This is a genomic window from Salipiger abyssi (genome assembly GCF_017311415.1).
In the GTDB taxonomy this organism is placed as follows: Bacteria; Pseudomonadota; Alphaproteobacteria; order Rhodobacterales; family Rhodobacteraceae; genus Salipiger; species Salipiger abyssi_A.
Genome location: NZ_JAEKIS010000020.1, coordinates 24,213 through 48,800, shown reverse-complemented (window position 1 = coordinate 48,800; position 24,588 = coordinate 24,213). Strand labels below are relative to the sequence as shown.

Annotated in this window: 24 protein-coding genes; 7 read left to right on the top strand and 17 right to left on the bottom strand. The window is 65.3% G+C overall.

All coding sequences use genetic code 11. The features are described 5' to 3' along the window. Positions 1–2 precede the first annotated feature (2 nt). The 9 genes from I6N89_RS20920 to I6N89_RS20880 all read right to left on the bottom strand — a co-directional run bounded on the left by I6N89_RS20920 (position 3) and on the right by I6N89_RS20880 (position 9,487). Complete coding sequence (locus I6N89_RS20920) at positions 3–788, bottom strand: ABC transporter permease (protein WP_207020363.1); 786 nt, start codon at positions 786–788, stop codon at positions 3–5. After that, a complete protein-coding gene (locus tag I6N89_RS20915) occupies positions 785–1,771 on the bottom strand; it encodes an ABC transporter permease (RefSeq protein ID WP_207020362.1) in 987 nt (328 codons plus the stop codon). Before I6N89_RS20915 ends, I6N89_RS20920 begins: the two co-directional genes overlap by 4 nt. A 79-nt stretch (positions 1,772–1,850) precedes the next feature. After that, positions 1,851–2,957, bottom strand: a complete 1,107-nt coding sequence (locus tag I6N89_RS20910; RefSeq protein ID WP_207020361.1) for an ABC transporter substrate-binding protein — start codon at positions 2,955–2,957, stop codon at positions 1,851–1,853. Positions 2,958–3,014: 57 nt separating this feature from the next. Continuing rightward, on the bottom strand, positions 3,015–4,115 hold the full coding sequence (locus tag I6N89_RS20905) for an NAD/NADP octopine/nopaline dehydrogenase family protein (RefSeq protein WP_207020360.1): 1,101 nt from the start codon (positions 4,113–4,115) through the stop codon (positions 3,015–3,017). After that, on the bottom strand, positions 4,112–4,699 hold the full coding sequence (locus I6N89_RS20900; protein WP_207020359.1) for a peroxidase-related enzyme: 588 nt from the start codon (positions 4,697–4,699) through the stop codon (positions 4,112–4,114). Before I6N89_RS20900 ends, I6N89_RS20905 begins: the two co-directional genes overlap by 4 nt. Then, a complete protein-coding gene (locus I6N89_RS20895) occupies positions 4,696–5,175 on the bottom strand; it encodes a hypothetical protein (protein ID WP_207020358.1) in 480 nt (159 codons plus the stop codon). Before I6N89_RS20895 ends, I6N89_RS20900 begins: the two co-directional genes overlap by 4 nt. Continuing rightward, a complete protein-coding gene (locus I6N89_RS20890) occupies positions 5,172–6,635 on the bottom strand; it encodes an NAD(P)-binding domain-containing protein (RefSeq protein ID WP_207020357.1) in 1,464 nt (487 codons plus the stop codon). Before I6N89_RS20890 ends, I6N89_RS20895 begins: the two co-directional genes overlap by 4 nt. A 51-nt stretch (positions 6,636–6,686) precedes the next feature. After that, positions 6,687–8,030 carry an MFS transporter gene (locus I6N89_RS20885; RefSeq protein WP_328805911.1) on the bottom strand — a complete coding sequence of 448 codons (1,344 nt, stop codon included), beginning with the start codon at positions 8,028–8,030 and terminating at the stop codon, positions 6,687–6,689. Continuing rightward, a complete protein-coding gene (locus tag I6N89_RS20880; RefSeq protein ID WP_207020356.1) occupies positions 8,027–9,487 on the bottom strand; it encodes an aminotransferase class V-fold PLP-dependent enzyme in 1,461 nt (486 codons plus the stop codon). The genes I6N89_RS20885 and I6N89_RS20880 overlap by 4 nt, the downstream gene beginning before the upstream one ends. A 108-nt stretch (positions 9,488–9,595) precedes the next feature. Between I6N89_RS20880 and I6N89_RS20875 the strand changes: the two genes are divergently transcribed. From I6N89_RS20875 to I6N89_RS20855, 5 genes are all read left to right on the top strand, one after another. Beyond that, positions 9,596–10,057, top strand: a complete 462-nt coding sequence (locus I6N89_RS20875; protein ID WP_207020355.1) for an Lrp/AsnC family transcriptional regulator — start codon at positions 9,596–9,598, stop codon at positions 10,055–10,057. A 67-nt stretch (positions 10,058–10,124) separates the two neighbouring features. Then, positions 10,125–11,252: an endonuclease/exonuclease/phosphatase family protein gene (locus I6N89_RS20870; protein ID WP_207020354.1), complete on the top strand. Its 1,128-nt coding sequence runs from the start codon at positions 10,125–10,127 to the stop codon at positions 11,250–11,252. Positions 11,253–11,501: 249 nt separating this feature from the next. Continuing rightward, on the top strand, positions 11,502–11,951 hold the full coding sequence (locus I6N89_RS20865; RefSeq protein ID WP_207020353.1) for a DUF2852 domain-containing protein: 450 nt from the start codon (positions 11,502–11,504) through the stop codon (positions 11,949–11,951). Between the two features lie 84 nt (positions 11,952–12,035). Beyond that, on the top strand, positions 12,036–12,485 hold the full coding sequence (locus I6N89_RS20860; protein WP_207020352.1) for an RDD family protein: 450 nt from the start codon (positions 12,036–12,038) through the stop codon (positions 12,483–12,485). Between the two features lie 126 nt (positions 12,486–12,611). Beyond that, complete coding sequence (locus I6N89_RS20855; RefSeq protein ID WP_207020351.1) at positions 12,612–13,424, top strand: arginyltransferase; 813 nt, start codon at positions 12,612–12,614, stop codon at positions 13,422–13,424. A gap of 88 nt (positions 13,425–13,512) precedes the next feature. On the opposite strand, the gene I6N89_RS20850 is transcribed toward I6N89_RS20855, so the two are convergent. The 8 genes from I6N89_RS20850 to lon all read right to left on the bottom strand — a co-directional run bounded on the left by I6N89_RS20850 (position 13,513) and on the right by lon (position 23,036). Further along, positions 13,513–14,067 carry a PqiC family protein gene (locus I6N89_RS20850; RefSeq protein WP_207020350.1) on the bottom strand — a complete coding sequence of 185 codons (555 nt, stop codon included), beginning with the start codon at positions 14,065–14,067 and terminating at the stop codon, positions 13,513–13,515. Positions 14,068–14,070: 3 nt separating this feature from the next. Then, entirely contained in the window at positions 14,071–16,176 is a 2,106-nt protein-coding gene (locus tag I6N89_RS20845; RefSeq protein WP_207020349.1) for an MlaD family protein, read from the bottom strand. Positions 16,177–16,182: 6 nt separating this feature from the next. Continuing rightward, positions 16,183–16,812: a paraquat-inducible protein A gene (locus I6N89_RS20840; protein WP_207020348.1), complete on the bottom strand. Its 630-nt coding sequence runs from the start codon at positions 16,810–16,812 to the stop codon at positions 16,183–16,185. Then, complete coding sequence (locus I6N89_RS20835; protein WP_207020347.1) at positions 16,776–17,423, bottom strand: paraquat-inducible protein A; 648 nt, start codon at positions 17,421–17,423, stop codon at positions 16,776–16,778. The genes I6N89_RS20840 and I6N89_RS20835 overlap by 37 nt, the downstream gene beginning before the upstream one ends. A 100-nt stretch (positions 17,424–17,523) precedes the next feature. Then, the gene (gene tdh / locus I6N89_RS20830; RefSeq protein ID WP_207020346.1) at positions 17,524–18,564 is read right to left on the bottom strand and encodes an L-threonine 3-dehydrogenase; all 1,041 of its coding nucleotides are present in this window, start codon (positions 18,562–18,564) and stop codon (positions 17,524–17,526) included. Continuing rightward, a complete protein-coding gene (locus I6N89_RS20825) occupies positions 18,561–19,748 on the bottom strand; it encodes a glycine C-acetyltransferase (RefSeq protein WP_207020345.1) in 1,188 nt (395 codons plus the stop codon). The genes tdh and I6N89_RS20825 overlap by 4 nt, the downstream gene beginning before the upstream one ends. 91 nt (positions 19,749–19,839) lie before the next feature. Next, a complete protein-coding gene (locus tag I6N89_RS20820; RefSeq protein ID WP_207020344.1) occupies positions 19,840–20,409 on the bottom strand; it encodes a helix-turn-helix domain-containing protein in 570 nt (189 codons plus the stop codon). Between the two features lie 221 nt (positions 20,410–20,630). Beyond that, positions 20,631–23,036: an endopeptidase La gene (gene lon / locus I6N89_RS20815; RefSeq protein ID WP_207020343.1), complete on the bottom strand. Its 2,406-nt coding sequence runs from the start codon at positions 23,034–23,036 to the stop codon at positions 20,631–20,633. 264 nt (positions 23,037–23,300) lie between these two features. Between lon and I6N89_RS20810 the strand changes: the two genes are divergently transcribed. Beyond that, positions 23,301–24,344, top strand: a complete 1,044-nt coding sequence (locus I6N89_RS20810; RefSeq protein ID WP_207020342.1) for a hypothetical protein — start codon at positions 23,301–23,303, stop codon at positions 24,342–24,344. After that, on the top strand, positions 24,337–24,543 hold the full coding sequence (locus I6N89_RS20805) for a hypothetical protein (protein WP_207020341.1): 207 nt from the start codon (positions 24,337–24,339) through the stop codon (positions 24,541–24,543). Before I6N89_RS20810 ends, I6N89_RS20805 begins: the two co-directional genes overlap by 8 nt. Positions 24,544–24,588 lie beyond the last annotated feature (45 nt).

Sequence of the window (24,588 nt, the reverse complement as noted above, 5' to 3'; positions counted from 1 at the left end):
GCTCAGGACTCCTTGTTCATGCGGCGGGTAAAGCGCTCGGCCCAGACGCCGACAACGGCGGTCAGGACCAGCGCCGCCGTGGCGATGGCGTTGATCTCGGGCGACATCCCCGATTTCAGCTTGGCGAAGATCAGCACCGGCAGGGTCGGCTCGTAGCCGCCCAGGAAGAAGGAGCGGACGAAATCGTCGAAGCTGAGCAGCAGGCAGAAGATGCTCGCCCCCATGATCGCGGGGATCAGATAGGGCAGCGTGATGCGCAGGAAGGCAATCAGCGGGTCGGCGCCCAGATCACGGGCCGCCTCGATCTGGCTTTTCGGCAGGGTCGAGAGCCGCGCCATCACCACCAGCACCACAAAGGGCACGTTGTGCACCGCGTGGGACCAGACGATGGCGCCCATGCCGGGCTCGACCCCGAGATAGCGCGCATAGATGCGGAAGGCGATGGCCGAGATGATACCGGGGATCAGCGCCGGCAGCACCGTCAGCCCAAAGATCGCCGCCCGGCCCCAGAACTTTCGCCCCTCCAGCAGCACCGCGATCCAGGTGCCGACAAAGACCGAGATCAGCGTCGACAGCACCGCGATCGCCACCGAATAGGCGAAGGCGGAGATCACCTCGGCATTCTCGAAGATGCCCATGTACCACTCAAGTGTATAGGAGCGGATCGGGAAGCCGATGAACTTGCTGTCCTTGAAGCCCATCAGCACCATGAGCACCAGCGGCACAAAGACATAGGCGACAAAGGCCCAATAGGTGCAGGAGAGCAGAATGCGGTTGCCCCGGGTCATTTCGCATCTCCCTTGCGCAGGCTGGTCATGAGTTTCTGGAACAGCGTGGTGAGGATCAGCGCCGCGAGGAACATGATCACCGCAAAGGCAGCCCCCGTGGGCCATTCGTCACCCGCGACGTGGAAGAACCCGGCGATTGTCTCGGCGAACACCGTGGTCGAGGGCCCGCCCAGCAACACCGGCGTGGCGTAGAACCCCGTCGAGATCAGGAAGACCAGCGTGCAGCCCGAGGAGATCCCTTCGATGGTCAGCGGCAGCGTCACGCGGCGGAACCGCGTCCAGGCACCCGCGCCGAGATCGGCGGCGGCCTCGTTCAGCGATTTCGGCAGCTTCTCCAGCGCCGAATAGAGCGGCAGCAGCATGTAAAGCGCGGTCAGATAGACGATGCCGACGCCCATGGAAAAGCTCGTGTACATGAAGGGGATAGGCCGGTCGATCAGCCCCAGCCATTTCAGCACGAGGTTCACCGCGCCGGTATTGCCCAACAGGATCATGATCGCATAGGTGCGCACGATCTCGCCCACCCAGAACGGGATGAGCAGCATCAAAAGCAGCAGCATGCGGTTCTTGGGGCTGACATGGCGCGCCAGGAAATAGGCCACCGGATAGGTCAGGATCAGCGTGCAGAGGGTGAAGACGAAGGCAAAGCCCAGCGTGCGGAAGAACGGCATCCAGAACAGCCGGTCGCCGAAGAAGCGCAGGTAGTTGTCGAAGGTGAAATGCTGCTCTGTGCCCACGGCGACCGGATAGGCGTCGGTCAGCGACACGCGGAGCATTTGCAGCATCGGTCCCAGATGCTGGGTCAGCACCCAGAGCACGGGCAAGGCGGCAAGGATCAGGAACTGACGGCGCGGCGTGGCGGTGGCGAGCTGCACCAGCGCCCTGTAGGGCGCCCAGGAGGCCAGCCGCCCCCAGAAGGTGCGCTCGCCTCCAGCGGCCGGGACGGCACCGCGGTCTTCGCGCGCGGATGCGTCATAGGTCATGGTATTGTGCCCTTTCGAAAGGCTTGTCGAAAGCCCCGCCCACGCCGGACAGGCGCGGACGGGGCTGCGGTCCGATGGCTCAGGCGGCCTTGATGGCCTCCACGGCCGGATCGACGAAGCCGTATTTCATCTCGTTGGCCTCGGCGCGGAAGAACTGGAGATTGGCCAGCTGCTCGTCCGGGAAGGACGTGGATTTCTTCTCCAGATCGGTCAGATATTCCGACGCGCCCTTGTAGGTCGAGATGAAGCCCGACGCCTTGGTCATCGCCGCACCGATCTCGGGCGAGGCGAGGATGGCATTCAGGAAGGTATAGGCGTTGTCCGGGTTCGGGCAGTTCTTGGCGATATTGTAAGTGTAGACAAAGCCGTAAGAGCCCTCTTTCGGGATCGACATGCCAAGCGGGAAGCCGTCGTTGATCAGCGCCGCCGCCGGGCCGTTCCAGCTGTGACCCAGCATGATGTCCTGGTTGACGAACATCTGCTGCACCTCGGCGCCGCCATCGTAGTATTTCCGCACCAGCGGCTTTTTCTCGATGAGGAAATCGCGGGCTTCCTTCACGATGGCCTCGGCCTTTTCCGGGTCGCCCAGATATTGGACCATATTGCCGTCGTAACCCTTCATGAGCATGACGATCGACATCATGTCCTGGATGACATAGGCGGTCTGGCCCTTGTATTTCTCGCTGAAGAGTGTGTCCCAGCTCTCGGCCTCTTCCGGCGTGACATAGTCGGTGTTGTAGGCCAGCACTTCCATGCCCGACAGGATCGGCGCGCCCCATTTGTGGCCGTTGATCGTGGCCCAGTCGCTTTCCGAGAAGGTCGGGTTGATGTTGCCCCAGTTGCTCATCCGGTCGGTGTCGAGCGGCGCCAGAAGGTCGCTGTCGATGAACTGGAGGAAGCGGTGGCCCGCGACGGTCATGATGTCCACCGTCGGGTTCGGCGCCTCGGCGGCGAGCAGGCTGAACTGCTTGCCCTGGTCGTCGACCAGACGGATGTTGATCTTGATGCCGGTTTCGGCCTCGAACTGCTCCTTGAAGGCCGCCGGGACGAAATCGTTATAGGTCCAGATATTGACCTCGCCGCCCTGCGCATGTGCGCGGCGCAGATAGGCGGGGCTGGCCAGCGCGGCGCCGGTCATGGCGGCGGTGGTCAGCAGTTTGCGGCGGTTGAGGATGAGCTTGCTCATGGTGCGCGTCTCCGTGTTGGGTTGGTTATTTGTCGTTTCTTTGCCGTATCGTCGGGGTCACGACGCCGGTTCCGGCGTCTTCCGCAGCAGGCCGGTACGGGCGGCCTGGCGCAGATCGTCGAGGCTGTAGCGATCCAGCTCCAGCGCATTCAGAAGATCGTTTTCATGCGCGAAATCGCGGGCATACATGGCGGAGAAGATCTTGATCCCCGCATCGTGCAGCTCTGCCGGATGGCCGGTGAGCCGCCCCAGAATGGCGGTGAGTTGCAGCCCGTAAGGCACATCCTCGGTGACATAGCGGCTGTCGGCGGTGGCAGGCCCTGTGCCGCCATTGCCCTGCGCGTGCATCTGTTGGTTCATCTCCGAGATCGTGGAGATCGGCACATGAAAGCTCTGGCTGAAATGCTCGAAGATCGTCTTGGTCTTCAGCCCCAGCGCCCCGGCGATGGCCAGCCGCTCCAGATCCAGCGCCTCCAGCAGCGCGCCCACCTTGGGGGTGACGTTCTGGCCCTGGCTCCAGATCTCGCCGCGCTCCATGCGGGTGATATTGCCAAGCGCGATGCCGAGGTGGTTCTGCGGGTTGAGATTGGACAGCGAGATCGCCAGCAGCCCGTCGCGCGGCACAAAGACATCGCCGAAAAGCGTGGTGCAGACCGCGCGGGCGCAATCGCTGCGAGTCTCGGGCACGGTGCAGAGATCGACCTTCTTGCGCACGGTATTGACCTGCACGCTGGCCCCCTCGCCCCGTCGTCCGGTCACAACCGTGGTGCCCCAGGCGGTCACGGCGGCCTCCACGCCGCGCGCGGCAAGTGCCTGCATCAGATAGACCGCGCCGAGCGAGGCGTGCGAACTGATGAGGATGTGCTGGCCAGCGCGGATATGCGGCGCCAGCGCGTAGAACACGGCCTTGTGGCCATAGCCCGGCAGCGCGATCAGCAGCACGTCGTTTTCCTCGGCCAGTTGCTGCGCCGAGGCCGCGACGCGCGGGTCGAACTGCGTCTCGATGGCGCCGGTGGCGGTCAGCAACCCGTCTTGCAGCGCAGCCGTCGAGGCACCCGACGGCGACCACAGCATCGGGTCGTGACCGTTCTGATGCAGCAGCGCCGCCGTGCCGAACGCGATGGAGCCCGCGCCTGCGATGCCGACTTTGGCGCTCATACGGGCACCTCCTGCCGCACCGGATCGCCCAGCACATGCATCAGCCGGTTGGCCCAGCCGAACAGCGCCGCAGAGAGGATCAGGTCGAGGATTTCCTCGTCGCTGAGACCCGCCGCGCGCAGCCTGGCCATGTCTTCGGGCGCGGCATCCACCGGGCTTTCCGACAGCTTGCGCGCAAAGTCGAAAATCGCGCGATTGCGGGGGCTTAGATCGGCCTTCTCACCTTTTTCGAAAAGTTCGTCGGTGACCGACGTATCCTTCTCAAGCTTGGCGTGGCGGTCCGCATGCACGGCGGCGCAGTAGATGCAGCGGTTGACCATGCTGGCGCCGATGGCGCCGAGCTCGCGCTCTGCCCGGCTCATGCCGCCGGGGTCGTACATGATCGCGTTGAAGAGCGGCGAGCGCACCTTGAGGCTCTCCACGTCATGCGCCAGCGTCAGCACATACTCAGAGACCTTGGTGTTCGACGGCGTCACCTGAAGCGCATCGAGCTGTTCCTCGGTGGCCTCGTCCAGCTTCACCGGGGTAACGCGCGGCTGCCAGTGCGGCACTTTGCGGGTGAACTTGTGAACGATCCGGCTCATGCCGCTTCCCCTTTCATCAGGCGCAGCCCGGCCACGACGCGTAGCTGATAGGCCATGAAGGCGCTGAGCTCGCAGAGCCGGACGATATCCGCATCCGCAATTCCCTCGGCCTGAAGCGAAGAGATGTCTTCGGCGGCTATGTCGCGGGTCCGGTTGGCGGCCTTGTCGAAAAACGCCACGACCGTGCCAAACCCCTCGGCCACGCCATCGCGCGCCGGATCGGCCAGCGCCACCATGGCGCCGGCCTTGTCGAGATAGCGCTCGGCCAGCGCCGGCTCGCCGCCCGCCGTGGCGAGCCGTGCCGCAAGGGCTGCACGCAGATCGTGCGGGAAGGCGCCGGGATCGCGCGGGCTCAGCACCGCGTCCTCGGCGGCCTGGGTCGCCTCGATGATCTTGGCGCGGGTCTCGACGGCGGCCGCTACCGGACCCTGTGCGATGCCCGCCGCCTTCAGCGTCGTGCTGTCGAAAATGCTCATGCCACCTGTCCTTCCGCCGGCTGCGGCAGCGGGGTCGGTTCCCACTCGCTGCCGTCGAGCTCGGGTGTTTCGTAATCCAGCATGTCCTGCCAGTGCGTCTCCAGATCCTCGGCATACAGCGTCGCCGCCATCGCCCGCGACAGCCAGGCCGCGCCTTCGGACACGCCCGGAATATCGCCCGAGACCTTCCCGAGACTCGCCGAGGCGCCGTAGTTGAAACAATAGACCTTGCTCAGCCAGGGCACCTCGCCCGGCACCTTCTCGCGAAAGGTGAAATCCGGGTTGAGATAGGGAAAACGGCCCAGATCGGCGTTCTCCTCACCCTCCGGCGGGGTGTAGACATCCTGCCACAGAAGGATCTTGCCCGCCACATCGCCGAACTCGGTGCGCGCCATCGGGTCGATGACGAACCCGGTGCCGAGGATGACGAAATCCGCAACATAGGATGTGCCGTCTGCGAAATGCACCTCGACCTCGTCACCGCGCTGCTCGATCCTTGTCGTCGCCTTGCCGAAATGGAAATGCGCGTTCTTGTGGCGGCTCACCCGCAGGGTCGAGCCATGCGGCGGCGGCGTCTGGGTGGCAAAGCTGTACTGCATGAAGCGCCAGCGCCATTCGTCGGGAAGATCGGCGAAGCCGGCCGTGAAGCCGAAACTGCCGATGCCCATCATCTTGTTGATCGTCGGCATCTCCTTGCGGCGGATCACATGGCGCACCTCGGCGGCGCCGTGCTCCAGCGCCTCCGCCGCGTTGTCGACCGCCGAGGCGCCCACCCCGATCACCGCCACGCGCTTGCCCTTGAGCGCGTCGAAGTCGATCTCGTCGGCGCTATGCGCCCAGAAGCGGCGCGGCAGATCCTTGATGAAGCCGGGAATGTTCGGCCCGCCGGTGCCGTCGCGCCCGGTGGCAAAGACCAGCTTGCGGCAGAGGATCGTGCCCTCCTCGGCCCCCGACACGGTAAGCCGCAGCAGATCGCCCTCGGGCTCGACCTTGTCGACCGAGACGCCGTTTTCCACCGGCACGTTCAGCGCCTTGCGATACCAGCGCAGGTAGTCCATCCACATCGGGCGCGGGATCTTGTCCATCTTTTCCCAGGCTTCCGTGCCGTGCTGAGCGCGATACCAGGCCTGAAAGGTCAGCGGACCGAGGCCGAAGGCCGGACCGGTCAGGGTTTTCGGCGAGCGCAGCGTCTCCATGCGGGCATAGTTGAGCCAGGGCCCTTCCAGCCCCTCGGGGCTGCGGTCGAGCACGCGGATATTGCGCACGCCGCCGGTTTGCAGGCCGAGCCAGGCCACCATGCCGCACATGCCGCCGCCGATGATCACCACATCCGTCACGCCCTCCCGCGCCGGCACCCAGTCCTTGCCGGGATAGCAGAGAAAACCGAGGTCTTCGTGAAGCCGGGCCTCAAGCGCCTCGAGGCCCTGCGCGTCGATTGGAGATGTGTCGTTCGTGTGCATACGAATCATCCTAGAGGAAAAACGTGTCGCGGTTCAGCATCAACAAGGGGCTCAATGGGATGTTTTTGCCCAAGTCGGATGCAGCTCGTCTATGTGATAGGCATGGGCGTGGCGATGGCGCGGCCCATGCCCGGGATGGTTGCGCAGATGCGGGTGATTTGCGGGCAGTTCGGGGTGGTCATGCGCGCGCTCCAGCGGATCGCGCGCCGGCCAGACGCGGGTGGCGATGAGCGCCACCAGCGCCGCGAGCAGCGAAAGCGCCAGCATCGCCTGTTCCAGCGTCAGCAGGCTGGCGAGCCAGCCGGCCAGCGGATAGGCGACCAGCCAGCCGCCATGGCTGAGCGAGAACTGCGCCGCAAAGACCGCCGCCCGATCCGCGCGCGCCGCCGAGCGGGTGATCACCAGCCCGCCGGGCGTCAGCACCAGCGACGAGGCCAGGCCGAAGGCCGCCCAGATGACCAGCAGCCCGGCCAGCGGCGGCTGCGGGATGAGCGCAAAGACCGCGCCGGAGACCGCGAAGGCAAAGATGCCGGCGAGCATCGCCTGGCGTTCACCGGTATGGCGCACCAGGCGCGGCACAAAGATCGCCCCCAGCGCCGCGCCGAAACCGTAGCCCGCCATCAGCACCGGATAGAGCCCCTCGGCATCGCCCAGCCTTGCGCCGGCGTAGACCACCGAGTTGACCAGCACCCAGGCCATGGCCAGCGACAGCGCGAAATTCAGCAGGAAGAGCCCCCGCAACCGGGGCGTGCGGGCATAGATCTTCATGCCCCGCAACGCGCGGGTCAGGAACGGCCCCTTGCGCTCGGCATGGCCCTTGGGCGGAAAGCGCGTGGCGAGCAGGAAGACGACCGAGCCCAGGAACGAAAGTGCTGCACAGAGGAACAGCGCCTCGGGCGCCACGAGCTTCAGCACCGCCGCCGCGATCACCGGGCTCAGCACCGATTCCAGCGTGTAGGCGATGCGTGACCAGGCCAGCGCTTTGGTATATGTCTCCTCCTCCGGCAGCACATCGGGGATCACCGACTGAAAGAGCGGTGTGAAACCCGAGGCCAGCACGAAGAACAGAAAGGCGAGCGTCGCGATCTCCCAGGTCTGCGAGACTAAGACCATCGGGATCAGCAGCAGCATGCGACCGAAATCCAGCCCCACCATCGCGCGTTTGCGCGGCAGCGCGCCAAGCAGGCTCTCGGCAAAGGGCGCGAGCCCGACATACGCCACCATCTTCAGTGCCAGCAGCAGCCCGAGAACGCGCCCACCCGCCGCCGGCCCGCCGATCTCGTAGGCCATCAGCGACAGCGCCACGGTCAGCAGGCCGACCGCGAGCAGCGAACAGACCTGGGCGGCGAAAAGGGTGCGGAAGGCGCGATTGGCGAGCGGGCTGGTCACGGTCACGATGCGAGGATCTCCTGTGCGGTTCCGGCGGGTGCGAAACGCGCGGTCCGCGCATCGACCCGGTACTGCGACATATAGTCTGACGCCTCCCGGGCCAGATTGTCCACCGCGGCGATGATCATATCCGCCTTGTCATCGCTCATCAGTGCCGAAAAATTGAGCCGTACCCAGCCGGGCTTGGCCACTTCCTCGCCATGGGCGATGGCATCGAACGTATCCTCGGACGAGGCCTCGTCGAGCCCCAACAGCCGGTGGGCGTAGGATCCGGCGCAGGCGCAGCCACCGCGCGCCTGAATGCCGTGCACGTCGCTCAGCAGCCGGGTGAAGAACTGATGATGCACCAGCCCGCCCTGCCCGTCGCGCACCCGGAAGGAAAAGATCGGCAGCGCCTCCGGCCCTTGCAGCCCGAGCAGCTCCAGATGCGGATTGTGGCGCCAGACCGCCTCGGCCCGGGCGCGCAGCGCGGCGTGGCGGGCGTCGAGCCAGTCCTGCCCCAGCGCCTCCTTGATGAGCATCACCAGCGCCACGCGGATATCGCCGACGACATTGGGCGTGCCGCCCTCCTCGCGGTCGGCGAGGCTGCCGGAATAGGCGTGCCCCCAGGGCGAGACAAAGCTCACCGTGCCGCCCCCGGGCAGCGTCGGCGTGCTCCGCCGGGCGATGGCGTCGCGCACGATCATCACCCCCGAGGCGCCGGGACCGCCGGGAAACTTGTGCGGCGAGAACACGATGGCGTCTTTCTCCGCGTCGCTGCCCTGCTTCATGTCCATGGCGATATAGGGCGCGCCGCCGCCGTAATCCCAGACCGAGACGGCGCCGTGACGCTTCAGCAGCCGGGTCACCGCATCCACGTCGGTGAGGATGCCGGTTACGTTCGAGGCGGCGGAAAAGCTGCCGACGATCAGATCGGCGCCCCGCGCGGCGACGAGCGCCCGCTCAAGCGCAGCCAGATCCGGCCCGCCCTGCGCATCCTCGGCGATCTCGATGACCTCGGCGCCGCTCTCACGCCAGGGCAGCAGGTTGGAGTGGTGCTCATACGGCCCGATCAGCGCCACGGCGCGACCCCCGCGCGCGGCGATGCCGGCGATGTCCAGCAGCCCGACGATACGGTTGATCCCGGCGGTGGTGCCCGAACCGGCAAAGACCACGCTCATGCCCGCGCCGGCGCCGGTCATGCGGGCGATCTCGGCCCGCGCCGCCTCGCGCAGGCGGGTACTGAAGGCACCGCAATAGGAGGCCTGGGTGTGGCTGTTGGCGTAATAGGGCAGCACCCGGTCGCGCATGAAATCCTCCACCTGCGTCAGCGCCCGGCCCGAGGCGACGTAATCGGCATAGACCAGCGGCTTGGGGCCGAACGGCCCGTCGATCCGGGCCGCCTCGCCGATCAGCCCGGCGCGCAGCCAGTCCACCAGATCGGGGCGTTTGAGCGAATGCGCGAAATCGTCGAGGGGGGCCATGGCCGCTCCGTTGGTCAGCTACCTTGCAAAAAGTATGACGCGAGATACGGAAAAAACTTCACAGCTTTTCACCTTTTTGAATCTATAATTCTATCATATGAACGATATATGCCCCTCAAACTCGATAAGATCGATCACCGCATTCTCGCCGAACTCCAGCGCGACTCGTCGCAATCGCAGCGCGCGCTGAGCGAGCGTGTCGGCCTGTCGCAAAACGCCTGCTGGCGGCGGCTCAAGGCGCTGGACGCCGCCGGCGTGATCCGCAATCACACCGTGGTGCTCGACCGCAACCAGCTCGGCGCCGGGCTGGTGGTTTTTGTGATGATCAAGACGCGGCACCACTCCGCCGATTGGCTCAAGCGCTTTCGCAAGCATGTCTCGTCGATCCCCGATGTGATCGACTTCTTCCGCATCGGCGGCGAATACGATTACCTGCTCAAGATCATCACCCGCGATATGATGAGCTATGACGAGGTCTATAAGACGCTCATCGAAGAAATCGAGCTGGAGACCGTAACCTCCTATTTCGCCATGGAAGCCATCGAGGAACAGCGCCCGATCCCGATGTGACGGCATCTTCACTTGAGCGGACGGGAGTCCTGTGAGACCCTTCTCCCATTGGTTGAGGAGAGTGTTTATGCGTATTGCCGCCTTCAACGTCGAAAACCTATTTGATCGCATCAAAGCCTTTAACGACGACGAGCCCGAAACGCATAAGGCGGTGCTCGAGGCTCATGCGGAGCTCAACACCCTCTTCGAGAAACCGGTCTACAGCGCCGCTGACAAAGCCCGAATGCTGGCGCTCATGGATCTGCTCGGCATCCTGAAACGCGACGAGGGCGCGTTTGTCTGGCTGCGCAAGATCCGTGGCAAGATCGTCACCCGGCCCCGAAACGGCCCGGTGCGCATCGACGCCGATGGCCGCGACGACTGGGTCGGTTGGGTAGAACTGAAAACCGCGCGCGTCGAGGAAGAGGCGATCACCATGACGGCGCGCATGATCCGCGACATGCAGGCCGATATCCTCGCCCTGGTCGAGATCGAGAGCCGGCCCGTGCTGACCGAGTTCCACGATTTCATCTATGCCCCGCTCGCCGGGCACAGCTATCGCCATATGATGGTGATCGACGGCAATGACCGGCGCGGCATCGACGTGGGCATCATGGCAAAGGACGGGTTTTCCATCCCCTCCATGCGCAGCCATGTGGACGAGGAGGAGAACGGCCGCACCGTGTTTTCCCGCGACTGCCCGGAATATATCCTGCAAACGCCGGGCGGCGAGAGGATCGCGGTGCTGCCCAACCACTTCAAATCCAAATATGGCGGCAACAACCAGGCCTCGAAAGACAAACGCGCGGCGCAGGCGCGCTTTACCGCACAGTATTACGAGCGGCTGCTCGGCGACGGCATCGAGAATGTGATCGTGCTGGGCGATCTGAACGACACGCCCGACAGCGAGGAACTGCAACCGTTGCTCGGCACCTCGCTGCGGGAAATCACCGATCATCCGCATTTCACCGAGTTCGAGTTCGACGCCTCGACCGGAGATCGCGGCATCGGCACCTTCGGCACCGGCGCCGACAGCAGGAAGATCGACTATATCCTGCTCTCGCCCGCGCTCTGGGCCCGGGTGATCCGTGGCGGCATCTACCGCAAGGGCGTGTTCACCGCCTCGCACCGCTGGGAGATGTATCCGGAACTGACCAAGCCGCTTTATGCCGCTTCAGACCATCACGGCATCTGGGTGGATCTGGATCTCGACTGAGCCTCAGCGGGCGGAAACCGTTCGTCGGGGCACGGGGTTTCCACCAGGACGGGACGAAAACCGCGCCTCTGACGCCTGAGATCGGGCGGGAAACGGCCTAAATTTCCGCCATAACAACTTGATAAAAAATAACTATACAAGAAAATGTAAAAATCATTCACATCAACCCTTGATAACCGACCCTGCAACCCCGATCTTTATCAATGTGAAAGACATTCACATCCACAACGAGAGACAAAGGACCCGCTAATGACCGCCGCTGTTCACTATGAAGCCCGCCCCGCCAATCCCGGCTGGCTCAAGCGTGCCGAGGCCTGGCTCGACGACCGTGGCAGACCCGCATGGATCGTGGCCATGGTGCTTGGCTTCGTCTTCTTCTGGCCGATCGGCCTCTTCCTTCTTGCTTATATGATCTGGAGCAAACGCATGTTCGGAGCATCCTGCCGTCAAAACCGCGCCCGCAACCGTGGCAACTGCCAAAGCTACCGCCACGGCTTCAACGCCATGCGTCCGTCCGGCAACTCTGCCTTCGACGCCTACAAGGCCGACACGCTGCGTCGGCTCGAAGACGAGCAGAAGAGCTTTGAGGAATTCCTCCAGCGTCTGCGCGAAGCCCGCGACAAGTCCGAGTTCGACCAGTTCATGGACGAGCGCGCCACGTCTGCGCAGGACGTGAAAGACGAGAAAGAGGACGCCTGAGGCGCCTCCGCCATGGCCCCGACCCGGGGCCATGGGCTACACTTCCCCACAATCCCTCCCCCCCAAGGCCCAGAGAGACCCCGAATGTATTCCGACGAGCCCTATAGCCAGCTGCCCGATCCGGTGCGTCAGAGCGCCTTTTACGACAGCGTGACCATCAAGCGCGGCCTCGCCTGGGTGATCGACTCGATCATCGTGACGGTGCTGGTGGCGGTGGCGCTGGTGCTGACCGCCTTCCTCGGCGCCTTCGTGTTCTTCGCGCTGTGGATGCTGGTCAGCTTCGCCTACCGCGTCGCCACCATCGCCAACGGCTCGGCGACCTGGGGCATGCGCATGATGGCGATCGAGTTCCGCGACTGGCGCGGCCAGCGGCTGGATCTCGGCCAGGCCTTCCTGCACACGCTGGGCTATACGGTCTCGGTTTCCGTGGCGCCGCTGCAACTGATCTCCATCGTCTGCATGTTCGCCACCGAACGCGGCCAGGGGCTCACCGACCTGATGCTCGGCACCGTCGCGCTCAACAAGCGGGCCTGATTGCCGCATCCGGAGCAGCATTCTGGAAAGACTTGTGAAAACCCGCCTCTCCCGGCCTGTCTGGGGGGTTGGCGGGTTTCCGATTCGTTGCTACGGTTTCGCGACGTCTCTGCCGACAGGATACAAATGCGCCATTCGCTGCCACTCGCGCCGCAGTTCTATGTGACAGCCCCGCAACCCTGCCCCTATCTTCCGGGCCGGATGGAGCGGAAGCTGTTCACCGCCCTTCAGGGCGACAGCGCGGAAAAGCTGAACGACAGCCTGTCGAAACAGGGCTTTCGCCGGTCGCAGAACGTGCTCTACCGGCCCTCCTGCTCGGATTGCTCGGCCTGTCTCTCGGCGCGGATCGACGTGCGCCGGTTCGAACCGTCGAAAAGCCAGCGCCGCACGCTCAAGCGCAATGCCAACCTCGCGCGGCGCGCCTCAAGCCCCTGGGCCACGGAGGAGCAATATGCGCTCTTCCGGCGCTATCTCGACGCGCGCCACGCCGATGGCGGCATGGCGGATATGGATATCTTCGAATTCGCCGCGATGATCGAGGAGACGCCGATCCGCTCGCGCGTGGTGGAATACAGCGACACCGCCAGCGGCGCGCTCAAGGCGGTGTGCCTGACCGATGTGCTCGATGACGGCGTGTCGATGGTCTATTCGTTCTACGAGCCGGAATTGCAGCGCAAGAGCCTCGGCACCTGGATGATCCTCGATCATGTGGAGATCGCGCGCGAGGCCGGCCTGCCCTATGTCTATCTCGGCTACTGGGTGCCCGGCAGCCCCAAGATGGGCTACAAGGCGCAGTTCGGTGCGCTGGAGGTCTATCGCCGCGGCAGCTGGGAACGCATGGAAGACCCCGAGGAATACGAGCAGGAACGGCATCCGCTTTCCACCGATCCCATCGCCGAGCAGGTGGCGAATATCTCGCTGCCCGACAGCCGGGGGTAAAGCCGAGATGCGGCGCGGCGCCCTTCGGGCTCGTGCCGCGCTCGGGCCTCTGTAGGGTGGGCAATCTGCCCACCGCCACCACACCAAACTACCGCGACAAGCTTGCCGTGATCTCCGCCGAAAGCTGCGCAATCGCCGCGCCGGTGGCCTGTGCGATGCCCGCAGGAGTGGCCTCGGACAGCGGCACCGAGATCGCAAACCGCTCGATGCGCTCACGTACCACCCGGTCATAGGACGAAATCGCGTATTGTCCGCTGAGCGCCACCGTGCCGTCGGCTCGCGCCACCATCTGCGCCACCGTCACCTGCACCGCCGCCTGCGCGTCTTCCTCCAGCGGCCAGGGCTCTGCCGCGACCGTCGCATTGGAGGCGCGCCCGATATGGTCGGCGATGGCCAGCGTCACCGCGCGCGCCGGATCGTCTGCCCAGAGCGCGTTGTCGATCTGCGTGAGCCCGCCGTCTTCGCCCTCGAGCACGATCTCCGAGGCCTCCGCATAGGCCGGCAGCGAGACCTCGCGCACCTCAAGCGTCGCCACGCGCAGCCGCGCGCTCGACGCCTGCACCGGCGGCTCGATGAGATAGCGCGGCTCGGCACCGGAACAGGCGGCGAGGATCAGGGCGGCGAAGGGCAGAATGCGATACATGGCTCAGCGTCCGAACAGGAGGGAATTGGGATTGCGCTCGATGGCGCGGGCGAGCTTGGAGAGCGCGGCGGCGGCTTCGCGCACCTCGCGCAGGGCCGAGACGGTCTCGCGGTTGAAGCTGGAATTGTCGCCATAGCTCTGCACCACGATCTCCGCCTGGCCCACCAGCCGCTCGATGCGGGCCGAGAGGCTGGGGAGGCTCTCGGCGGCCTCTTCGATGGCGGCGGCGGCATCGCTGGCCGAGGCCAGCGTGGCGTTGGCATTCTCGACCACCCCGCCCTCGCGCAGCTCCGCCAACACCGCGCGCACCTCGTCGAGCGCCTCCGACAGGCTGCCCGGCAGCGCGCGGGTGTCGTCGCTGTCGATCAGCCGGTCGGCACTGTCGAGCAGATCGGTGGCGGCGGCGACAAAGGCGTCGATCTCCATCGCATTGGCCTTGGCGGTGAGCTGGCGCAGATCGCTGATGAGATCGGGCACCTCGCCGGTGGCGGCAGAGAACTCGTCGGCCACCGCGCTCACCGTCTCGGTGGCGGCGGAGGCGTTTTCCAGCGCCTCGACCAGCTTGCCGACCATATCGGCGGCGCGCAGATCCTCGGCGATGCCGCGCAGCTCGCCCACGGCGGCGGTCAGCTCGCCCGGCAGAGCCTGCGCCGCCTCGCCGCCGATCAGCCCGCGCGCATCGTCCATCAGCGCGGTGAAAGCACCCGGCGCGCTGCGCAGATCCTCGTCGCCGGCAAGGTTCTCGATAGAGGCGAGCGTGGCGATGGCCTGTTCCATCAGCTCCTCGACCGGCAGGTTGTCGATGCGCTGGAACAGCCCCTCGGCGGTCGCGGCCACATCCGGCAGATCGGAGGTCACCGAGGGAATGACCGGCGCCTCGGTGTCGAAGATGCCGAGCGCCGCCGGCGCCGCGTCGGGGATCTCGGCCAGCTCGACCATAAGATCCTGGCTGAACAGCCCCTGCGCCGCCAGCCGCGCGCGCAGCCCCTGCTGTACAGCCTCGGCGAGAAAGGCGATGGTCTCGGCCTGCGGCGCCTCGGGCGCCAGCCCCAGCGAGCGTGGGTCGATGGAGATCGAGGCGCGCAGCTTGACCCGCTGCACCCCCTGCACCTCTTCGATGAAGGCGCCGAGCGCCTTGACCGAGCCGACCTTGAGCCCGCGATAGGTGACCGGCGAGCCGGCTTCGAGCCCGCGCACGGATTCGTCGAACTCGACCACCAGATCGACCGCATTGTCGATGGATTCGCTGAACACGCTGTCGCGTGCCGCGCTTTCGTCCTCGAAGAGATCGAAGACATAGCGCGACTGCACCGGACTACCGCCCGAGAACACCGTATCGAAGGCGATGCCGCCCCGGATCAGCGCCGCGACCGAGCCCACCGAGAGGTTGATGCCGCTGGGGCCGACATTGACGTCGAACCCGGAGGTATCCCAGAACCGTGTCGCGGTGGTGATCCGGCGGTCATGCGGCGCGTCGATAAAGGCGTCGACGATCACGCCGGTGCCGGAATCGAGCAGCCGCGGCGTCTCGATCCGCCCAACCTCGATGCCCTGGTGAAAGATCGGCGCGCCGGCGGTCAGCATGGTCCCGTCCGAGGCACGCAGCACGATGCGCGTGCCCTTCATTCCCGGTTTGACCAGCGGCGTTTCGTCCAGCCCTTCGAAAGTCGTGGCCTCGGCGCCCTGCTGCGGCTCGAACGCCGCCTCGATATAGACCCCCGAAAGCACTGTTGAGAGGCCGGTGATGCCGGAGGCGCTGACCTCCGGACGCACCACCCAGAACTGCGCATCCGCCGGCAGCGACTCCGCCACCGTGTTGTCGATCCGCGCGCTCACGATGACCGATGTCAGGTCGCCTGAGAACTCCACCGCCTCGACAAAGCCGACGCTCACGTCGCGATAGCGGATCGCGGTCTCCTCGGGCACAACGCCTGCGGCGTTCTCGAAATGGATCTCGATGCGGGCGCCGCGCTCGGCCCAGCTCTGCCAGGCGATGAGCAGCGTCACCGCCAGCGCCGCGAAAGGCACAAGCCAGACCAGCGAAAGGTTTCGCCAGATCGACCGCTTCGGGCCTTCGATCTCCATATCCGCCGGGCGCGGGTCACTCATAGGTCTTTACTCCCCGTCCGCGTCCCAGATGAGACGCGGGTCAAAGCTCTGGGCCGAAATCATCGTGAATGCAACGGAAAGCGCGAAGCTCACCGCCGCGATCCCGGGATTGATCTGCGCCGCGAAATCCAGCTGCACCAGCGACGACAGGATCGCCACCACGAAGACGTCGATCATCGACCAGCGCCCGATGAATTCCACCACTTCGAACAGCACATGCCGCTTATGCGCCGACAGGCTGACACGGCGCTCCACGCTCAGCGCCAGATAGGCGATGGCGATGAATTTGGCGACCGGAATGATGATCGACGCCACGAAGACGATGGTCGCCACACCGTAGGAGCCGTGATGCACAAGGTCCACCACCCCGCCGAAAATCGTGCTCTCCGTGGTCTTGCCCAGCAGCGTGGTGCGCAGCATCGGGTAGATATTGGCCGGGATGTAGACCACCAGCCCGGCAAAGAGCCAGGCCCAGACCCGCTGCACGCTGGTGCCGTCGCGGCTCGACACCGGGGCGCCGCAGCGGGTGCAGGTGGTCACGCCGGACGCGTGAACGCGGCCGCACTGGGTGCAGCCGACCAGCCCCGCCGCCTTCGCGGTCAAGACCCGTTGCGGCGCGCTTCCAGCGTCTTCCATACGGTCACCCTGCTCATGAAGTTGTCTTTCAGCACGGTCACCACGACCAGTGCCACGAAGGCCCAGAAGGCCGGGCCGATGAACACATGCGCCAGCCCCGCCACCTTGACCAGCGCCACCGCGACGCCGACGATAAAGATCTCGGCCATGGCCCAGGGCCGCAGCATCTCGGCCAGCCGGAACGCCGGCTCCGCATGCGGCGCCGGGCGCCAGCCGAAGGCCATCGGCGCCAGCACATAGATCAGCGCGACAAAGCGGATCACCGGCAGGATCACGATCAGCGCCGCCATGGCGAAGGTCAGCGGCGCGGTCAGGCCGGAGGAAAACGCCATCACCGTATCGAGCAGCGAGCTCCGGTGGATGCGCCCCGCCGCCTCCAGCTCCAGGAAGGGAAAGAAGATCGCCGCCACCATCAGGATCAGCGCCGCAAGCGCCAGCATGATGATCCGCGTCATCGCCGTGTTGCGCGGCGCCTCCAGCACCGCGTGGCAGCGCACGCAGCGCGCCGTCTCGCCCGGCTGCACATCGCGCAGCAGATGCAGCGCGTCGCAGGACGGGCAGGCAATCAGCCCGTCGGTATCGGGCAGCTTCGCGGGAGGCTGAACGGTCATGACCGGCAATCTAGTCCGCCACCGCGCCGGGGGAAAGTGCTGGCGCCGCAGCATTTTGCCCGGACGGGCATTTCTGCCCGCCCGCTACGCTCAGTTCGGCTCAGCGTCGCCAGTCGAGCACCACCTTGCCCGAGGCGCCGCCGCGCATGGTCTCGAAACCGTCGCGGAAATCGCGCGCGGCAAAGCGGTGGGTGATCACCGCGCGGATATCGAGCCCGTTCTCCAGCATGGCGATCATCTTGTACCAGGTCTCGAAGATCTCGCGCCCGTAGATGCCCTTGAGCGTGATCGCCTTGAAGACGATGCGCGACCAGTCCACCGGGCTCTTGCCCGGCGGGATGCCGAGCAGCGCGATGCGCCCGCCCATCACCAGGCGCTCAACCATCTGGTCGAGCGCCGCCTGACTGCCCGACATCTCCAGCCCCACATCAAAGCCCTCACGCATCTTCAGCCGCCCGACCACATCGCGCAGATCCTCCCGTGCCACATTGACCGGCACCACATCGGCGACCCGCGCGGCCAGATCGAGCCGCGTCTGGTTCACATCGGTGATCACCACATGCCGCGCCCCCACATGGCGCGCCACCGCCGCCGCCATGATGCCGATGGGACCGGCGCCGGTGATCAGCACGTCCTCGCCCACCAGATCGAAGCTCAGCGCGGTGTGCACCGCATTGCCCAGCGGATCGAGGATCGCGCCGATCTCGTCATCCACCGCGTCGGGCAGCGGCACCACGTTGAAGGCGGGCAGGCGCAGATATTCGGCAAAGGCGCCCTGCTCGTTCACCCCGATGCCGCGCGTCTCAGGGTCGAGATGGAACCGTCCCGCCCGGCTCTGGCGGCTGTGGCGCCCGATTAGATGGCCCTCGCCGGAACAGCGCTGGCCGATCTCCAGCCCGCTGACGTCGCGGCCCAGCTCGACGATCTCGCCGGCGAACTCGTGCCCGGTGATCAGCGGCACCGGCACCGTGCGCCGCGCCCAGTCGTCCCAGTTCCAGATATGGATATCGGTGCCGCAGATGCCGGTCTTGTTGACCCGGATCAGCACATCCTCCGACCCGATCTCGGGCACCGGCGCCTCGACCTGCCAGAGCCCGGGCTCGGGTTTCGATTTCTCCAATGCGATCATCTGGTTGGTCATGACAGCACTCCGGTATCGCGGCCCGCCTGCGTGAAGGCGGTCAGAGCCTCGTCGAGATCGTCCCGGCTCAGCCCCGCGCTCATCTGGGTGCGGATGCGGGCGCGGCCCTTGGGCACCACCGGGAAGAAGAACCCCGAGACATAGACGCCCAGCTCATAGAGCCGCTGCGCCATGGCCTGCGCCTTGCGCGCATCGTAAAGCATGACCGGGATAATCGGGTGCTCGCCATCAAGCAGATCGAACCCCGCCTCGGTGAGCCCCGCCCGCCAGTGGCGCGCATTGTCAAAGAGCCTTGCCCGCAGCTCGTCGCCCTGTTCGACCAGATCGAGCGTCGCGAGCCCCGCGGCCACCACCGCCGGCGGCAGAGCGTTGGAAAAGAGATAGGGCCGCGCGCGCTGGCGCAGCAGATCGACCACCGGCTGCGGCCCGGCGATATAGCCGCCAAGCGCGCCGCCGAGCGCCTTGCCCAGCGTGCCGGTGAGAATATCCGCGCGGATGCCGAAATGCGCGGGCGTGCCCTGCCCCTTCGGCCCCATGAAACCGGTGGCGTGGCAATCGTCCACCATCACCAGCGCATCGTAGCGGTCGGCCAGCGCGCGGATCTCGGGCAGCTTCGCGAGATAGCCGTCCATCGAGAACACCCCGTCGGTGGCAATCATGATATGCCGCGCGCCATCGGCGCGGGCGGCTTGTAGCTGCGCCTCCAGATCCGCCATGTCGGAATTGGCGTAGCGATAGCGCTTTGCCTTGCAGAGCCGGATACCGTCGATGATCGAGGCATGGTTGAGCGCATCCGAGATCACCGCGTCCTCCGGCCCCAGCAGCGGCTCGAACAGCGCGCCATTGGCGTCGAAACAGGCGGCGAACAGGATACTGTCCTCGGTGCCGAGATAGGCCGCCAGTCGCTGCTCCAACGCCCGGTGCAGATCCTGCGTGCCGCAGATGAAGCGCACCGAGGCCATGCCATAGCCGTGATCCGCCATCGCCTGCATCGCCGCCGCGATCAGCGCCGGGTGATCGGCGAGCCCGAGGTAATTGTTGGCGCAGAGATTGATGAGGTCGCGCCCGGCCACAGCGACCCGCGCGCCCTGCGGCGAGGTGATCTCGCGCTCGGATTTCATCATCCCCTCGGCCTCGATCCGGCCAAGCGTCTCGCGCAGATGGGTCAGGAAAGCATCGGACATGGGGCGACTCCTTTTGTGTGGATCGCCTCTTTGTCCGCAATTACGGATTTTTGGTCAATATAAAAGATACGCTATCGCGGAAATATGTCCGCTATGGCGTCTCCACGATCAGAAAACAGCGCGCGCCCTCTCCGGCATCGCGGATCGCATGCGCCAGATCGGCGGCATAGCGGGCGGTGTCGCCAGGGCGCAGCAGCTCTTCGGTCTCGCCCGAGCGCACGGCGAGCGCGCCCTCCAGCACCGTGAGATGTTCGCGCGCGCCGGGGCCGTGCGCCTCGCTTTCCAGCGCACCATCGGGCTCGAAGCGGATATCGTAGATCTCGTATTGCCCGACCTTCTCGGGCTCCGACAGGATGGTGATATGGCAGCCGCGCCCATGGCCGGTGATCGTCGGCGCCTGATCGGCGCGGATCACCTCGATGGCGCGGCGCGGGGCGTCGAGCGCAAGCAGCCCGGCGAAATCCACCTGAAGCGCGCGAGTGAGGTTCCACAGAGTCGCCACCGTGGGGTTCGACTCGCCACGCTCGATCTGGCTGACCATGGAGCGGCTCACGCCGGAGAGCTTTGCCACCGCGTCGAGCGACAGCCCCTGCGCCTGCCGCGCCTCCTTGAGCTTGCCGGGAATGCGGCCGAGCACCGCCTCTGCATCTTGATCCGTCATAACGGAGAGATTGCGCAAAGCGGCGGCGGCGTCAACGGGGTATGCCCTGGCATGGTCCGAGCGGACTGCCGTTTCCGCGAGGCGGCCGCGCTCTCTGAGCCCTCAGGATCGGGCCACCCAGGGATGATCGCGCAGGGGCCGGCTGCGAGACCAAGACAAAGGCCGGACAAAAAAGGCGCCGCAATTGCTTGCGGCGCCTTGTCTCAATCGCATGCCGGCGCTTAGTGCGCGACGGCTCCCGCCGCGCTGCCCTCCGATTTCGCGAGGGCCGCGGCGGCCTCTTCGGCCTCCTCGTCCCACTCCACCGGCTCGGGCTTGCCGATCAGCGCGATCTCCAGCACCTCCGACACATGCTTGACGGGGATGATCTCCAGCCCCTCCTTCACATTGTCGGGCAGCTCGGCCAGATCCTTCTCGTTCTCTTCGGGAATGAGAACGGTCTTAATCCCGCCGCGCAGCGCCGCGAGAAGCTTTTCCTTCAGCCCGCCGATGGCGGAGGCATTGCCGCGCAGGGTGACCTCGCCGGTCATGGCGATGTCCTTGCGCACCGGCAGCCCGGTCAGCACCGAGACGATGGCCGTGACCATGGCCAGACCCGCCGAGGGCCCGTCCTTGGGCGTGGCGCCATCGGGGACGTGGACGTGGATATCCCACTTGTCGAAGCGCGGCGGCTTAACCCCGATCTGCGGCGCGATGGAGCGCACGTAGGACGAGGCCGCCTCGATGCTCTCCTTCATCACGTCGCCCAGCTTGCCGGTGGTCTTCATCCGCCCCTTGCCGGGCAGTTTCAGCGCCTCGATATGCAGCAGGTCACCGCCGACCGAGGTATAGGCAAGCCCGGTGACCACACCGACCTGGTTCTCGTCCTCGGCCAGACCGTAGCGGAATTTCCGCACGCCAAGGAAATCGTCAAGGTTTTCAGAGGTTACGGTAACCTCCTTGGCCTCCTTCTTGACGATCTTGGTAACCGCCTTCCGGGTCAGACGCGCGATCTCGCGCTCAAGGTTCCGCACACCGGCCTCACGCGTGTAATAGCGCAGGATGTCGGTGAGCGCGCCGTCGGAGACCGAGAACTCGCCCTTTTTCAGCCCATGCGCCTTGATCTGCTTGTCGAGCAGGTGACGCTTGGCGATTTCGAGCTTCTCGTCCTCGGTATAGCCCGAAAGCGGAATGATCTCCATCCGGTCGAGCAGCGGGCCGGGCATGTTGTAGGAGTTCGACGTGGTCACGAACATCACGTTCGACAGGTCGTATTCCACTTCGAGATAGTGGTCCACGAAGGTCGCGTTCTGTTCGGGGTCGAGCACCTCCAGCATCGCCGAGGCCGGATCGCCACGGAAGTCCTGCCCCATCTTGTCGATCTCGTCGAGCAGGATGAGCGGGTTCGTGGTCTTGGCCTTTTTCAGCGCCTGGATGATCTTGCCCGGCATCGAACCGATATAGGTCCGGCGGTGACCGCGGATTTCGGATTCATCGCGCACGCCGCCAAGCGAGATGCGGATGAACTCGCGCCCGGTGGCCCTGGCCATCGACTTGCCAAGCGAGGTCTTGCCGACGCCCGGAGGGCCGACGAGGCAGAGGATCGGACCTTTCAGCTTTTGCGAGCGCGCCTGCACAGCGAGATACTCGACGATCCGCTCCTTCACCTTTTCAAGCGAATAGTGATCGTGATCCAGCACATCCTGGGCGCGGCCCAGATCCTTTTTCACCCGGCTCTTGGTGCCCCACGGGATGCTCAGCATCCAGTCGAGATAGTTGCGCACCACCGTGGCCTCGGCGGACATGGGCGACATGTTCCGCAGCTTCTTGAGCTCCGCATCGGCCTTTTCACGCGCCTCTTTCGAGAGCTTGGTCTCGTTGATCCGCTCTTCGAGTTCGGCGACCTCGTTCTGGCCGTCCTCGCCGTCGCCCAGCTCCTTCTGAATGGCCTTCATCTGCTCGTTCAGATAGTATTCGCGCTGGGTCTTCTCCATCTGGCTCTTGACGCGGGTCTTGATCTTTTTCTCGACCTGGAGAACCGACAGCTCTCCCTGCATCAGGCCATAGACTTTCTCCAGCCGCTCGGAGACGGGCAGTGTCTCCAGAAGCTCCTGCTTCTGTTCCACCTCGATGCCGAGATGACCAGCCACGAGATCGGCGAGCTTTGCCGGCTCGGTGGTCTCGGACACCGCCGAGAGCGCCTCTTCGGGGATGTTCTTCTTCACCTTGGCATAGCGCTCGAACTCTTCACCCACGGTGCGGACCAGCGCCTGAATGGCGGCGGGATCGCCGGGCATTTCAGAGATATATTCGGCCTTCGCCTCGAAAAACACATCGTTTTCAATGTATTCAGTAATACGCACCCGCGCCTGCCCCTCGACCAGCACCTTTACGGTGCCATCGGGCAGCTTGAGCAGTTGCAGAACATTGGCGAGCACGCCGGCACGGTAGATGCCATCGGATGCGGGATCGTCCACCGCCGGGTCGATCTGGGCGGCAAGCAGGATTTGCTTGTCATCCGCCATCACCTCTTCCAGCGCCTTCACCGATTTCTCGCGCCCGACGAAAAGCGGCACGATCATATGCGGGAACACGACGATGTCGCGCAGCGGCAGCACCGGATAAGAGGAATTGAGAGCCTGTTGCATTCGCTTTCCTTCGTCTTGGCAGGACGGCCCGGCCCCGGTTCTCCGGCAGCACCCGCCATCCCCTGTATCGGAGGTTAAAGTGGGGTCACCGCGACGCGAAATCAACCTGACCCGACTCCGGTTCAAGCGAGCATGACGAAACGGTGACCCGGGCGCAAGCGCCACTTGGCTCGGCGCCGCAGAGCGGCATTGCGCCTTCCGCAGGGGAAGGCCTCGTGCTATAAGGGCAAATATTTATTTCGTTGCACCCTATGGGAGTTTTTTATGACCAAAGCCCCCGCATTTTTCCGAACCGCCGCGATCATTGCCGTCGCGCTCGCCCTTCTGGCCATCGCCACCGAGGTGATGCGCCCGACCAGAAGCTTCGAATTGCAGACCGAAGCGCCCGAGATCGACACCGCCCGCGACCCTGCATCTATCGATTGGAGCGATCCGGCGGTGCTGAGCGAGCTGCGGACCGAAAGCGGTAACAACTCTTGGAACTCCGTAGGAGGCGGCAGTTCCTATGAGACTTACAGCTACCCCGGCGGCGCGATCGCGTCAGCGGATGACGACCCGCCGCCACCGGTGATGCTGCCCACGCCCGGCACGGAAGAGCCGATCCTGGTGCCGGCCCCCGAGGAAGAGGTGGCGAGTGCCAATAGCGGCGGCGCGCGGCTGGACATCATCGCCAGCCGCCTCTTCGTGGGCCCTGATGAGGTTCCGCCCGGCGGTTATCTCGCCTATGGCATCCTGGCGTTTCCCGAGCGTCCGGAGGGCGACACGCTGGCGCGCGGCATGATGTTCTGCAACGCCTTCCTCGGCACGATCCCGCACAGCTCCGAAATCGCGGTGCCGGTCGACAGCGAAAAGCAGGAGGTGGTGACGATCTGGCCGATGCGCACACGCGGTCAGGCGGCAGAGGCAAACCGGATCGCCCGGTCGCGCACCTGCGAAAAGGCGGTGCCGAATTACGGGCTCTTCGAGGCGCAGCGCCATATCAAGGCGGCCATTGCCGCAGGCATAGACATCGCCGACGAACCCGGCCCCTTCCTGCTGGCCTGGGCGCCGGGATCGGGCTTTCCCAAGGAGAACGCGCGGGTGCTGATGGCCGATCTCACCGATGTCTCCAGCGCCGGCGCCGCGCGCGAGCGGTTCCGCCGCTGGATGCGCCAGGTCGAGCGGCGCGAGGATTTCTGGACCGGCATGCCCCTGCACGAGCGCATCCGCCGCACCCTGCGCGATGCCGCCGACACCCATGGGCCGGCGATCTGGCGCGGCGCCAAGCTGTTTTTCGGTCTCGGCGGAAAGGAGAGCGGCGATGCTTGAGAAACTGAACTCCCTGCCTTCGGCGCTGATCGCGGCGGCGCTCTTCGCGCTCGGCATGCTGATCTATGTGGACCCGTTCACACCGGAGGGCGATATCGCCGTGGTGGTGGTGGCCGGGCTGCTGGGCGTGCTGATCTTTCGCGGCCTGTTTTGGCTGGCGGGGCGGCTCTTTGGCGGCCGCTCCCCGGCCAGCCCTTAATACGGGCCTCAGAAACGCAACCGGCCGGCACTGTGAAGCGCCGGC

Excerpts from the sequence above, each read along its gene's own strand:
- I6N89_RS20920 (WP_207020363.1), bottom strand. The coding sequence starts at position 788 with ATGACCCGGGGCAACCGCATTCTGCTCTCCTGCACCTATTGGGCCTTT.
- I6N89_RS20915 (WP_207020362.1), bottom strand. The coding sequence starts at position 1,771 with ATGACCTATGACGCATCCGCGCGCGAAGACCGCGGTGCCGTCCCGGCC.
- I6N89_RS20910 (WP_207020361.1), bottom strand. The coding sequence starts at position 2,957 with ATGAGCAAGCTCATCCTCAACCGCCGCAAACTGCTGACCACCGCCGCC.
- I6N89_RS20905 (WP_207020360.1), bottom strand. The coding sequence starts at position 4,115 with ATGAGCGCCAAAGTCGGCATCGCAGGCGCGGGCTCCATCGCGTTCGGC.
- I6N89_RS20900 (WP_207020359.1), bottom strand. The coding sequence starts at position 4,699 with ATGAGCCGGATCGTTCACAAGTTCACCCGCAAAGTGCCGCACTGGCAG.
- I6N89_RS20895 (WP_207020358.1), bottom strand. The coding sequence starts at position 5,175 with ATGAGCATTTTCGACAGCACGACGCTGAAGGCGGCGGGCATCGCACAG.
- I6N89_RS20890 (WP_207020357.1), bottom strand. The coding sequence starts at position 6,635 with ATGCACACGAACGACACATCTCCAATCGACGCGCAGGGCCTCGAGGCG.
- I6N89_RS20880 (WP_207020356.1), bottom strand. The coding sequence starts at position 9,487 with ATGGCCCCCCTCGACGATTTCGCGCATTCGCTCAAACGCCCCGATCTG.
- I6N89_RS20875 (WP_207020355.1), top strand. The coding sequence starts at position 9,596 with ATGCCCCTCAAACTCGATAAGATCGATCACCGCATTCTCGCCGAACTC.
- I6N89_RS20870 (WP_207020354.1), top strand. The coding sequence starts at position 10,125 with ATGCGTATTGCCGCCTTCAACGTCGAAAACCTATTTGATCGCATCAAA.
- I6N89_RS20865 (WP_207020353.1), top strand. The coding sequence starts at position 11,502 with ATGACCGCCGCTGTTCACTATGAAGCCCGCCCCGCCAATCCCGGCTGG.
- I6N89_RS20860 (WP_207020352.1), top strand. The coding sequence starts at position 12,036 with ATGTATTCCGACGAGCCCTATAGCCAGCTGCCCGATCCGGTGCGTCAG.
- I6N89_RS20855 (WP_207020351.1), top strand. The coding sequence starts at position 12,612 with ATGCGCCATTCGCTGCCACTCGCGCCGCAGTTCTATGTGACAGCCCCG.
- I6N89_RS20850 (WP_207020350.1), bottom strand. The coding sequence starts at position 14,067 with ATGTATCGCATTCTGCCCTTCGCCGCCCTGATCCTCGCCGCCTGTTCC.
- I6N89_RS20845 (WP_207020349.1), bottom strand. The coding sequence starts at position 16,176 with ATGAGTGACCCGCGCCCGGCGGATATGGAGATCGAAGGCCCGAAGCGG.
- I6N89_RS20840 (WP_207020348.1), bottom strand. The coding sequence starts at position 16,812 with ATGGAAGACGCTGGAAGCGCGCCGCAACGGGTCTTGACCGCGAAGGCG.
- I6N89_RS20835 (WP_207020347.1), bottom strand. The coding sequence starts at position 17,423 with ATGACCGTTCAGCCTCCCGCGAAGCTGCCCGATACCGACGGGCTGATT.
- tdh (WP_207020346.1), bottom strand. The coding sequence starts at position 18,564 with ATGACCAACCAGATGATCGCATTGGAGAAATCGAAACCCGAGCCCGGG.
- I6N89_RS20825 (WP_207020345.1), bottom strand. The coding sequence starts at position 19,748 with ATGTCCGATGCTTTCCTGACCCATCTGCGCGAGACGCTTGGCCGGATC.
- I6N89_RS20820 (WP_207020344.1), bottom strand. The coding sequence starts at position 20,409 with ATGACGGATCAAGATGCAGAGGCGGTGCTCGGCCGCATTCCCGGCAAG.
- lon (WP_207020343.1), bottom strand. The coding sequence starts at position 23,036 with ATGCAACAGGCTCTCAATTCCTCTTATCCGGTGCTGCCGCTGCGCGAC.
- I6N89_RS20810 (WP_207020342.1), top strand. The coding sequence starts at position 23,301 with ATGACCAAAGCCCCCGCATTTTTCCGAACCGCCGCGATCATTGCCGTC.
- I6N89_RS20805 (WP_207020341.1), top strand. The coding sequence starts at position 24,337 with ATGCTTGAGAAACTGAACTCCCTGCCTTCGGCGCTGATCGCGGCGGCG.